The following is a 10,238-nucleotide window of genomic DNA, read 5'->3' on the forward strand; positions in this document are numbered from 1 at the left end:
GTCAGGCGCCGGACAGCAGGTCGTCCATGCCCTCGTCCCGGTGAAGGCGGCCGATCGCCTCGGCCAGCAGCGGGGCGACCGGGCACACCTCCAGCGACGGCAGGGCCGCGTGGTCCTGCGGCAGGGTGTCGGTGACGACCAGGCTCCGGATCACGCTCCGGATCTCCGCACCGCCCAGCCGTTCCCGCGCGTTCCCGGCGAACAGGCCGTGCGTCGCGGCGACGGCGAACGGCGGCGCCGCTCCCTGGGCGAGCAGGGCCTCGACGGCCGCCACGATCGTCGCACCCGTGCTGATCATGTCGTCCACGACCAGCGCGGGGCGGCCGGTGACGTCGCCGAAGACCTGCTCGGCCCGCACGTCCGCCCCGGTCAGCCGCGTCTTGCGCACCAGCGCGACGGGCCGCGCCAGCAGGCCGGCGTAGTGGCGGGCGAGCGTGACCGCGCCGAGGTCGGGCGCGACCACCACCGCGTCCTCCGGCAGCCCGCACCCGGCGGTGCGGGCGAGGGCGGGCACGGCCGTCAGCGTCTCCACGGGCATCGGGCACACCGCCTCCAGCGCGGCCGTGTGCGGGTCGACCGCGATCAAGCGCTCGACCCCGGCCGAGGCGAGCGCGGCCACCACCACCCGCAGCCCGATCGCCTCCCCCTCGCGGCGGCGCCGGTCCTGCCGGGCGTACCCCACGTAGGGCATGACCGCCGTCAGCCGGGCCGCGCCGGCCCGGCGGCAGGCGTCGGCGAGCAGCAGCGCCTCCATGACGTGCTCGTCGACGGGCGGCCCGGTGGGCTGGACGAGGTAGACGTCCGCGCCCCTGACACCGGTGACGACCGGCCGCGACTCGCCGTCCGGGAACCGCTCGACCACCGGGACGGACGGCTCCCGGTAGAGCGCGGCCGCGACGGCGGCGGCGAGCGGGCGGTTGGCCGTCCCTGCCACGATCCGCAGCGTCATCGCTGTTCCCCCCTCAAGGCCCCACTGGCACCGTCCCCCGTCGGCGCCGGAGGCAAGCACGCCGCGGCCGTGGCGGGGCTGCGGGGGCCGTTCCCCGGCATTCACAGCCGTTCCCCCGGCGTTCACCCGGGTCAGGTCACGCGGCAGAGGATCTCGCCGTGTAGGACGCTGAACCAGCCGTCCTCGCTCGCGGCCCATTCCCGCCAGCCGCCGGCGATCCGGCGCAGGTCGTCCCGCGTGGCGTGTCCGCCCTCGATCGCGCGGCCGGCATAGGAGGACTGGACCGTGCGGTCGGCCCACAGGCCGCCCCACCAGGCCCGCTCCTCGGGGGTGGCATAGCACCAGGTGGCCGACGACGAGGTGATCTCGGTGAAGCCCGCCTCCCTGGCCCAGGCGCGCAGACGGCGCCCGGCGTCGGGCTCGCCGCCGTTGGCGCGGGCCACTCGACGGTAGAGGTCCAGCCAGTCGTCCAGGGCCGGGATCCGCGGATACCACACGAAACCGGCGTAGTCGGAGTCGCGGACCGCCACGATCCCGCCCGGCTTGGTCACCCGCCGCATCTCGCGCAGCGCGCTCACCGGGTCGCCCACGTGCTGCAGGACCTGGTGGGCGTGCACGACGCAGAAGGACGCGTCGGGGTAGCCGAGCGCGTGCACGTCGGTGGTCGCGAAGCTCACGTTGGCCAGGCCGCGCCCCTCCGCCTCGCGGCGTGCCCGCTCCAGGACGCCCGGCTCGCTGTCGACACCGATCACCTCGCCCCGCGGCACCAGTTCGGCCAGGTCGGCGGTGATCGTGCCCGGGCCGCAGCCGACGTCCAGGATCCGCATGTGGGGCTTCAGCGCACCCAGCAGGTACGCCGCCGAGTTGGCGGCCGTACGCCAGCGGTGGGAGCGCAGAACGGACTCGTGGTGACCGTGGGTGTACACGGCCGTTTCGTTCGCCATGCCGGCCACGGTTTCACACGTCTCGCTATTTGAGCAAATATGTCTCATATATTGAGCGAATATCTGAGGGCGTTGATTCCGGCGGCCGGTCACGGGCATGGTGATCGGATGACCAGCGATGAGGTTCGCGACGGAGTCACGCTGACCAACCTCGACCAGCCGCTTTTCGACGGCGCGGGCGCGACCAAGCGCGACCTGGTCGACTACCTGGACGCGGTTCGCGACCGCGTCATCCCGGTGCTGCGCGAGCGCCCGCTGTCCGTGGTGCGGGTGCGGCAGGGGCAGGCGCCGTTCATGCAGAAGAACGTGCCCTCGTACGCCCCGGACTGGGTGCGGACGGTCACCCTGTGGGCCGAGTCGTCACAGCGGCGGGTGTCGTACGCCCTGTGCGACGACCGGCGCACCCTGCTGTGGCTCGCCAACCAGCGGGCGGTGGAGTATCACCCGGCCCTCGTCCGCGCCGGGGAGTGGGACCGTCCCACGCATCTCGTGCTCGACATCGACCCGCCGTCGGCCGAGGCGTTCCCGCAGGCCGTCGCCGCCGCCCGCCTGGTCGGCCGGGCGCTGGCCGACGCCGGCCTGGCCGGGGCGGTGAAGACCAGCGGCGCGAAGGGCCTGCACGTGTTCGTCCCGCTGGAGGCGCACACCACGGAGGACGTCGCCGCCGCCACCCGCGCGCTGGGCGTACGCGCGGAACGCCTCGACCCCGCCCTCGCCACGACGGCGTTCATCCGGGAGGACCGGGGGGACAGGGTGTTCGTCGATTCGACCCGGTCGGGCGGCGCGACCGTGGTCGCCGCCTACAGCCCGCGCGTACGGCCCGGCGTCCCGGTGTCGTTCCCGGTCGCCTGGGACGACCTGGACCGGGTCACGCCCGGCGACTTCACCGTGCGCACGGCGGCGGGCCTGCTGCGCGAGAGCGACCCCTGGGCCGTGCTCATGCCGGAGCCCCAGCGGCTGCCCCGCGACCTGATCGAGGAAGGCCACACGATCCCGGTCGCCCGCGTCCAGGCCATGCACGAGGGCAAACGCCGCGCCCGCGCCCGCCGCGCCACCTCGTGAGGAGTTTGGCGACACAGCGTTGCTATAGTTCGCGACATGTCGTCGCCAAACTCGCGCCAGAGCTGGCTCCCCCTGGTCGTACTCGCCACCGGCGTGTCGATGGTCGTCGTCGACGCCACGATCGTGAACGTGGCGGTGCCCGCGATCATCGCCGACCTCGGCCTCGGCGCCACCGACGTGGAGTGGGTCAACTCGATCTACTCGCTGATGTTCGCGGCACTGCTCATCCCGTTCGGCCGTGCCGGTGACCGGTACGGCAGACGCCGCCTGTTCGCCCTGGGTGTCGCGGTCTTCCTGCTGGCGAGCGTGCTGGCGGCGATGTCGGTGAACGGGCCCATGCTCATCGGCGTCCGGGCCGTGCAGGGGGCGGGGGCGGCGATGGCCGTCCCGATGACCCTCGCGATCGTCAACCGCGTCTACGCGGGCCGCCAGCGAGTGATCGCCTTTGCGGTGTGGGGCTCCATCATCGGCGGCATGGCCGCCGTCGGCCCACTGGTGGGAGGCTGGCTGGTCACCGACCACGGCTGGCGGGCCGCGTTCTGGATCAACCTGCCCATCGGCGCGCTGCTCCTGCTCGGCTCGCTGCGGGTGCCCGAGTCGCGCGACGGCCACGCGGCCGGCGGCGACCTGACCGGGCTCGTCCTCGCCGTACTCGGCACGACCGGCGTCGTCTTCGCCCTGATCGAGGGCCAGAAGTACGGCTGGTGGGAGCCGCGGCGGACCGCCGACCTGTTCGGCCTGCGGTTCGAGAGCGTCTCCCCCGTGCCGTTCGCCTTCGGCGTCGGCATCCTCGCGCTGGTCGCCCTCGTCTTGCGCGAACGGCGGCGCGAGCGCGCCGGGCGGCCCGTGCTCGTGGACCTGACGCTGTTCGAGCTGCCGAGCTTCCGCTACGGCGCGATGGCCGCGGTGATCGTGGCGCTCGGCGAGTTCGGCATGATCCTCGTGCTGCCGCTCTTCCTGCAGTCCGCGCTCGGCTACACAGCCTTCCGCGCGGGGCTCGTCATCGCCGCGCTGGCCCTCGGCACCTTCCTCGCGGGCGGACTGGTCCCCCCGCTGTCGAAGAAGTTGTCCCCCCGGGCCATCGTGCGGATCGGCCTTGGCATGGAGGCAGTCGGCGCGGCCGGGATCGGCCTGTCCCTGTCTCCGGACATGGGCCCCTGGCGGCCCGTGCCGTGGCTGCTCCTCTACGGCGCGGGCATCGGCTTCGCCACGGCTCAGCTCACCGGCGTCCTCATGGCCGACGTGCCGGCCCGTCTGTCCGGTGGCGCGTCCGCCCTCCAGAGCACGGTCCGCCAGCTCGGCGCGGCGCTGGGAATCGCCGTCCTGGGCGGGGTGCTGGTGTCCGGGCTCGGCTCCGCGGTCGAGCGGGGGCTCGCCGACCGGCCGGAACAGGTGCGCACGAGCACGGCCCGCATGGTCGAGGAGAGCGCCGGCGCCGCCATCCCCGCGCTGCGCGACCCGGCGATCCACGCGGCGGCGGTCGAGGCGGCCTCGGAGGCCACCCGCAGGGTCACGTTCATCACGGCGCTGGCGCTGCTGGCCGGAGTCGGCGTCACCCTCCTGCTCCCCCGCACACCGGTCGTGCGGGACGAGGCGCCGGAGCGGGTCGCGGCGGGCGGGCCGGATACTGGAGGTCGCGACCCGGACCTGTAGGAGCCCTGGAGGGGGAGATGCCGAGGATCAGCGCGGCGACCGTCGCGGATCACCGGGCCAACCAGCACGCCGCCCTGCTGGAGGCGGCGCGGGAGATCCTGGCCGCCGAGGGCGTGCACGCGCTCACCCCGGCGGCCGTCGGCGCCCGGATCGGCCTGGCCCGCTCCAGCGTCTACCGCTACTTCGCCTCCACCGCCGACATCCTGGCGCAGCTCGTGGAGGACGCCCTCCCCCGCTGGTCGGCCCGGCTGCGCGACGCCATCGCGCCCACCGCCGCGCCGGACGGCTCGCTGCCCGCCAGGATCCGCGCGTACGGCAGGGCCGCGCTGGACTTCGTCGGCAGCCCCGACTACGCGCTGATCCCGGCCCTGCAGGCGATCGGACTGCCGGGCGAGTGCCGGCTCCGGCTGGACGAGCTGCACGGCGAGCTGATCACGCCGCTCGCCGACGCGCTGCGCGAGGCCGGGGCCGACCACCCCGCGCTGCGGGCCGAGCTGGCGTGGGGCGTGCTCCGGGCGGGGGCCCGCCGCCTCATACCCGACGCGGCGGCGCATGATGCGGAGCCCGTGGACGCGGACGAGATCATCGAGATCACCCTCGACGTGCTCACCCGCGCCCTGCGGTAGGCCGCTCAGGGTTTGCGGCCGACGGCTCCCACGATGCCGGAGTCGCCCGGGTCCGTCGGCACGTCCCAGGGGACGTCGGGCCGCCACGCCTGCACGGGGACCAGGCCGGGCTCCAGGATCTCCAGCCCGTCGAAGTAGGACGTGATCCGCGCCAGCGACCGGCCCGCCAGCCCGCCGGAGGAGGTGGCCGAGTAGACCTGCTTGCTCGCCTCGACGACCTCCTCCTGGACGTCGCCCCTGTAGATGTGCGACAGCACCAGGTGGCCGCCCGGGACCAGCCGTTCGCGTATCTCCGCCACGATGCGGTCGGCCGCCTCGTCCTCGGTCACGAAGTGCAGCACCGAGACCAGGAGGACGGCGAACGGCCGGGTGAAGTCGATGTGGGCCCGCACCGCCGGGTCGTCGAAGATGGCGCCGGGATCGCGCAGGTCACCGCTCACGACCGTCGTGTCCTGGTTGTCGGCCAGCAGCGCCCGCGCGTGGACCAGGACGACGGGGTCGTTGTCGACGTACACGACCCGCGATCCCGGGGCGTACCGCTGCGCGACCTGGTGGACGTTCTCCTGCGTCGGCAGTCCGGCGCCGATGTCGACGAACTGGGTGACGCCCGACCGGGCCAGGTGCCGTACGGCCCGGCCGAGGAAGCCGCGGTTCTCCCGGGCGATCTCCCGCCCGTCGTTGCCCATCTGCCGGCCGATGGCGAGCATCTTCTCCGCGGCCTCCCGGTCGGCCGGGAAGTTGTCCTTGCCGCCCAGGTAGTAGTCGTACATCCGGGCCACGCTGGGGACGGAGGGATCGATGCCCGCCGGTGCGCGTCCGAAGTCGTCCATGCGTCGCTCCTCGCCGATGGGATCGCTCCCACGGATTCGATGGCCTTGAAGATCATCCCCCGAGATTCGTCCACGGGCAACGGGGCAGCGGCACGGTGACGATCTCGGGAGGACGCATGACCCCACGCCTGACCCTGACGGCGGCGGTGCTCGACGCACCCGACGCACGCGAACTGGCGGTCTTCTACCAGCGGCTGCTGGGCTGGCCGATCGACGACGACGAGCCCGGATGGGTGACGCTGCGCCCGCCCGGCGGCGGGACGGGCCTGTCGTTCCAGACCGAGAAGCTCTACCAGCGGCCCGTATGGCCCGCGGAGCCCGGGGAGCAGCAGATGATGCTCCACCTGGACATCGAGGTGGACGACCTCGACACGGCCGGCGCCCACGCCGCCGAGGCGGGCGCGACCCTCGCCGAATACCAGCCGCAGGACGACGTGCGGGTCTACCTCGATCCGGCCGGGCACCCGTTCTGCCTGTGGGTCAGGACGGGCTGACCTTTGTGCGGATGATCTGGCCGCGAGAACGGCGGCCGTGTGAAAGCGGATTAATGCGGGCGACATTCCACGGACCGTGACCATGTAACAACGCCTGGTCAGACTTCCGGATATGAGCGAACCGAGAAATGCCGCCGACGGGGGCGGGCACGCGTCTCCCGGCCCGCATATCCCCCACGGGGTCCGATCCTGGCGCCGGGAGATCGCGGAGCTGGCCGCGCTCTTCCTCGCCGTCGGCCTCGCCCACGTGATCACCACCCTGCTCGGCCATCGGGACCCCGGCCCGGTGGTCCTCGTCGGCCTCGGCCTGGCACTGATCCTCGGCTCCGCCGCGCACCGGCGGCTGTCGGCCACGGGAGCCGTACGGCCGCGCGCCCGCGTCAGGGCGGAGCAGCCCACGAGCCTGTGGCGGGTGCGGGCCGGGGTCGCCGAGCGCCCCGGCCGCCTCGCCGCGCTCGCCGGGGCGTTCGCCCGGCTGCACTGCAACATCCTCGCCCTGCAGATCGCTCCAGCGGGCAGCGCGGCGATGACGACGGGAAACTGCGACGCGCTGGACGAGTTCATCGTCGAGGCCCCGGCCACGCTCACGCCCCTCGACCTGTGGCGCGCGGTCGACCGGGCCGGCGGGGTGGCCGCCGTCGTCGTGCCCGCCCAGGTCAGGGACCTCATCGACCCCGGCATCCAGGCGCTGCTGCTGGGTCAGCGCGTACGCGACGACCCAGGAGAACTGGTCGCGGCCATGACCGAGCTGCTGCGCACGGCCGAGGTCGGGTGGCACGAGCCCGGCGAGCCTGCTCTTGAGGAGGGACCGGCCGTGATGACCATTCCCGTGCACGCGGGCGCCGCGTTGGTGGCGCGGCGGCCGGATCTGCCGTTCACGCCGACCGAGGCGGCGCGGGCCGCCGCGCTGGCCGCGGCGGCCCGGCACCGTCACTGGGCGGCGGACGAGTGAGGTGATCCTCAGCCCGCGGCGTCGAGCCTGGACAGCTCCTCGGGCGACAGCTCCAGGTCTGCCGCCTTGACCGAGTCGAGGATCGTCTCCGGCCGCGACGAGCCGGGGATCGGGATGACCACCGGCGCCTTGGCCAGCATCCAGGCCAGGCACACCTGCTGCGGGCTCACGTTGTGGGCCCGCGCCACCTCGGCGAACGGCGCGAAGCGCGAGCCCAGCTCGCCCGCCCGGGAGATGCCGCCGAGCGGGCTCCAGGGCAGGAACGCGATGCCCATCTCCGCGCACAGCTCCAGCTCCGGCTCGCTGGACCGGAAGGACGGGGAGAACTGGTTCTGCACGCCGACCAGACGGCCGCCGAGGATGTCGCCCGCCCGGCGGATCTGCTCGGGGTTCGCGTTGGAGATGCCGGCGTAGCGGATCTTGCCCGCGTCCAGCAGGTCGCGGATCGCGCCGACCGACTCCTCGTACGGCACCCGCGGGTCGGGCCGGTGGAACTGGTAGAGGCCGATCGCGTCGACGCCCAGCCGCTTGAGCGAGGCGTCGCAGGCCTGCTTGAGATAGTCGGGCGAGCCGTTGAGCGTCCACGAGCCGTCACCCGGGCGCAGGTGCCCGCCCTTGGTGGCGACCAGCACGTCCGAGGTGTCCCCGTCGTAGCTCGCCAGAGCCTTGGCGATGAGCAGCTCGTTGTGGCCCACCTCGTCCGCGTGCAGGTGATAGGCGTCGGCCGTGTCGATCAGCGTCACCCCGGCGTCCAGCGCCGCGTGGATGGTCGCGATGGAGCGCTGCTCGTCGGGACGCCCCTCGATGGACATCGGCATGCCCCCGAGACCGATCGCGCCGACCTGCACGTCGCCGATGCGGCGAGTCCGCATGGAAGATCCCCCTTCTAGACACAGATCAGAGTTCTGGGTCCTATCCTCCGAATTCGGCCTCAAGCCGTCCAATCGCAGGTTTTCGCTGAGGTCGTTACGAACCCGCGACGCGTTCGCCTTGCTCAAATCGGTCAAATCATTACATAGTTCTCTATGCCCTTACCGGCTCGGGTAGTGCCCGGGCCAGGACCCACCGAGGACAAAGGCGGCCCCATGAGCGTGCACGTTCACGTCCGGCTCACCGACGGTTACGCCGTCACCGAGGACGGACAGCTGCTGGAGCACAGCAGCTGCCACTGCGGCGCCTCGTGGGAGAAGACCTACCCGGTGGACGAGGGCAAGCCCGAAAGCATCTGAGCCACCGGCACGCCGGCGGGTTCCTTCATCGGATCTTCACGAAGAGGCGGGCAGCGAGAGCTGGACGGCCTTCTTCTTCGGCGCCTCCGACGCGGCCGGCGCCATCACCGTGGACAAGACGCCCGCCGCACTGTGGCCGATGGTCCTCAGCGTGCGGATCTTCGGGCTGAACTCCTGGAGCATCCTGGTCCCCCAGGCGCTGATGGGCATGGCCGCCGTGGGCGTGCCGTACGCCACCGTCCGCCGCCGCTTCCCCGTCCGGGCGGCGCTGCTCGCGGGCACGGTCATGGCGCTGACCCCGGTGGCCGTGCTGATGTTCCGCTTCGACAACCCCGACGCGCTGCTGGTGCTGCTGCTCACGCTGGCGGCGTACTGCCTGGTCCGGGCACAGGAGAAGGTACGCGTACTACACGGTCGCGCTGGCCCCGCCGGTCGCCGCGCTCGTGGGCATGGGCGCGGCCCTGCTGACCTCACCCCCGCGACCACTCCGGCAACGGCCGCCTGACCGTGCTCACCGATCGGCGCGGGCGATGATCTCCAGCAGCGCGCTGTGCGTCTCCCGGTCGGCCGCCACGACGAGCCCGCCGGCGCCGGTGTGCAGTGGCTCGCCGTGGATGCCGGTCACCACGCATCCGGCGGCCCGGCACAGCGCGATCCCGCTCGCGAAGTGCACGCTGTCGCGCAGGTACCCGTCGGTGACGTAGGCAGCGCGGCGACCTGCGGCGACCCACGTCACCGCCAGGGTGGTGGAGACGACCCGGGGGCGGAAACGCGCGGCGAAGCCCGGCTCGGCGAGGAGGCGGGCGGCGTGGAAGGCCGGCGCGTTCGGGAACGGCGGGTCGAGGTTGACGTCCACCAGCCGCGTATCGGCCGACGGGGTGAGCGGCTCGTCCGCGCCTTCGCGGCGGACGTACGCGCGGGCGCCGTCGGTCCAGAACACCTCGCCGGCGAACGGGTCGGCACAGGCCGCGGCCGTGATGGCGGAACCCACACGCAGGGCGACGTTCACCGCGACGAGCATGCTGCGCGCGGCGTAGTTCAGCGTGCCGCACAGAGGATCGACCAGCCACATGCGCTCCGCGCCGTCCCGGCCGGTGCGTCCGCTCTCCTCCCCGGTCACGGCGTCGTCCGGACGTGCCGCGCGGATGACGTCGAGGATGGCCTTCTCCGCCTCGATGTCCGCAGCGGTGGCGAAGTCGCCCGCGGACTTCGCGAAGCGCGTCAGCGACGTCCCGTACATGGCGCGCACGACGGCGGCTCCGGCTTGCGCCGCCGTCAGGGCCAGTTCCTCATCCGTGATCGACACCGGATCAGGACTACCACGACCTTGGCGGCGCTGCTCGCCGCCGTCCTGATACGAGGGGGGCGACACCTAGACGAGTAAGTCCTAAGTCGCTTTGAGGCGGACTGTGGGGAAGGGCGAAGGGTGTCGATGATCCGTTTGTGACGACAGACATCAACACCCTTCTCACCGCACTGTACGTCAAGATCGATGACTG

The 10,238-nt window shown here is 72.9% G+C and carries 12 protein-coding genes; 7 read left to right on the forward strand and 5 right to left on the reverse strand.

The features are described 5' to 3' along the window. Window position 1: 1 nt before the first annotated feature. Window positions 2-949, reverse strand: a complete 948-nt coding sequence (locus HHX41_RS30715; RefSeq protein WP_169988733.1) for a ribose-phosphate pyrophosphokinase — start codon at window positions 947-949, stop codon at window positions 2-4. Between the two features lie 131 nt (window positions 950-1,080). Next, window positions 1,081-1,893, reverse strand: a complete 813-nt coding sequence (locus HHX41_RS30720) for a methyltransferase domain-containing protein (protein WP_182908735.1) — start codon at window positions 1,891-1,893, stop codon at window positions 1,081-1,083. Window positions 1,894-2,001: 108 nt separating this feature from the next. Here HHX41_RS30720 and ligD point away from each other — a divergent pair, with 108 nt between their 5' ends. From ligD to HHX41_RS30735, 3 genes are read left to right on the forward strand one after another with little or no spacing between them, the layout of a single operon-like run. Further along, complete coding sequence (gene ligD, locus HHX41_RS30725) at window positions 2,002-2,955, forward strand: non-homologous end-joining DNA ligase (RefSeq protein ID WP_182908736.1); 954 nt, start codon at window positions 2,002-2,004, stop codon at window positions 2,953-2,955. Window positions 2,956-2,991: 36 nt separating this feature from the next. Beyond that, the gene (locus HHX41_RS30730; protein ID WP_182908737.1) at window positions 2,992-4,608 is read left to right on the forward strand and encodes an MFS transporter; all 1,617 of its coding nucleotides are present in this window, start codon (window positions 2,992-2,994) and stop codon (window positions 4,606-4,608) included. Between the two features lie 17 nt (window positions 4,609-4,625). Then, window positions 4,626-5,234: a TetR/AcrR family transcriptional regulator gene (locus HHX41_RS30735; RefSeq protein WP_182908738.1), complete on the forward strand. Its 609-nt coding sequence runs from the start codon at window positions 4,626-4,628 to the stop codon at window positions 5,232-5,234. A gap of 5 nt (window positions 5,235-5,239) precedes the next feature. On the opposite strand, the gene HHX41_RS30740 is transcribed toward HHX41_RS30735, so the two are convergent. Next, window positions 5,240-6,064, reverse strand: coding sequence for an SAM-dependent methyltransferase (locus HHX41_RS30740; RefSeq protein WP_182908739.1), 825 nt, complete (start codon window positions 6,062-6,064; stop codon window positions 5,240-5,242). Between the two features lie 116 nt (window positions 6,065-6,180). Between HHX41_RS30740 and HHX41_RS30745 the strand changes: the two genes are divergently transcribed. Continuing rightward, entirely contained in the window at window positions 6,181-6,558 is a 378-nt protein-coding gene (locus HHX41_RS30745; protein WP_182908740.1) for a VOC family protein, read from the forward strand. A gap of 112 nt (window positions 6,559-6,670) precedes the next feature. Next, window positions 6,671-7,510, forward strand: a complete 840-nt coding sequence (locus tag HHX41_RS30750; protein WP_182908741.1) for a hypothetical protein — start codon at window positions 6,671-6,673, stop codon at window positions 7,508-7,510. An 8-nt stretch (window positions 7,511-7,518) separates the two neighbouring features. Here the strand turns inward: HHX41_RS30750 and HHX41_RS30755 are convergent, their stop codons facing one another. After that, window positions 7,519-8,382 carry an aldo/keto reductase gene (locus HHX41_RS30755; protein WP_169988719.1) on the reverse strand — a complete coding sequence of 288 codons (864 nt, stop codon included), beginning with the start codon at window positions 8,380-8,382 and terminating at the stop codon, window positions 7,519-7,521. A 213-nt stretch (window positions 8,383-8,595) separates the two neighbouring features. Between HHX41_RS30755 and HHX41_RS30760 the strand changes: the two genes are divergently transcribed. Continuing rightward, complete coding sequence (locus tag HHX41_RS30760; protein WP_169988718.1) at window positions 8,596-8,739, forward strand: hypothetical protein; 144 nt, start codon at window positions 8,596-8,598, stop codon at window positions 8,737-8,739. A 109-nt stretch (window positions 8,740-8,848) separates the two neighbouring features. Beyond that, window positions 8,849-9,244, forward strand: a complete 396-nt coding sequence (locus HHX41_RS30765; RefSeq protein ID WP_310742266.1) for a glycosyltransferase family 39 protein — start codon at window positions 8,849-8,851, stop codon at window positions 9,242-9,244. Window positions 9,245-9,250: 6 nt separating this feature from the next. Here the strand turns inward: HHX41_RS30765 and HHX41_RS30770 are convergent, their stop codons facing one another. After that, window positions 9,251-10,045 carry an inositol monophosphatase family protein gene (locus tag HHX41_RS30770; protein ID WP_182908742.1) on the reverse strand — a complete coding sequence of 265 codons (795 nt, stop codon included), beginning with the start codon at window positions 10,043-10,045 and terminating at the stop codon, window positions 9,251-9,253. Between the last annotated feature and the right edge of the window lie 193 nt (window positions 10,046-10,238).

Source organism: Microbispora sp. H13382 (assembly GCF_014161445.1).
In the GTDB taxonomy this organism is placed as follows: Bacteria; Actinomycetota; Actinomycetes; order Streptosporangiales; family Streptosporangiaceae; genus Microbispora.

Bases quoted from the DNA above. Each gene is read 5' to 3' on its own strand.
- HHX41_RS30730 (WP_182908737.1), top strand. From the start codon at position 2,992: ATGTCGTCGCCAAACTCGCGCCAGAGCTGGCTCCCCCTGGTCGTACTC.
- HHX41_RS30720 (WP_182908735.1), bottom strand. From the start codon at position 1,893: ATGGCGAACGAAACGGCCGTGTACACCCACGGTCACCACGAGTCCGTT.
- HHX41_RS30760 (WP_169988718.1), top strand. From the start codon at position 8,596: ATGAGCGTGCACGTTCACGTCCGGCTCACCGACGGTTACGCCGTCACC.
- HHX41_RS30750 (WP_182908741.1), top strand. From the start codon at position 6,671: ATGAGCGAACCGAGAAATGCCGCCGACGGGGGCGGGCACGCGTCTCCC.
- HHX41_RS30755 (WP_169988719.1), bottom strand. From the start codon at position 8,382: ATGCGGACTCGCCGCATCGGCGACGTGCAGGTCGGCGCGATCGGTCTC.
- HHX41_RS30740 (WP_182908739.1), bottom strand. From the start codon at position 6,064: ATGGACGACTTCGGACGCGCACCGGCGGGCATCGATCCCTCCGTCCCC.
- ligD (WP_182908736.1), top strand. From the start codon at position 2,002: ATGACCAGCGATGAGGTTCGCGACGGAGTCACGCTGACCAACCTCGAC.
- HHX41_RS30715 (WP_169988733.1), bottom strand. From the start codon at position 949: ATGACGCTGCGGATCGTGGCAGGGACGGCCAACCGCCCGCTCGCCGCC.
- HHX41_RS30745 (WP_182908740.1), top strand. From the start codon at position 6,181: ATGACCCCACGCCTGACCCTGACGGCGGCGGTGCTCGACGCACCCGAC.
- HHX41_RS30735 (WP_182908738.1), top strand. From the start codon at position 4,626: ATGCCGAGGATCAGCGCGGCGACCGTCGCGGATCACCGGGCCAACCAG.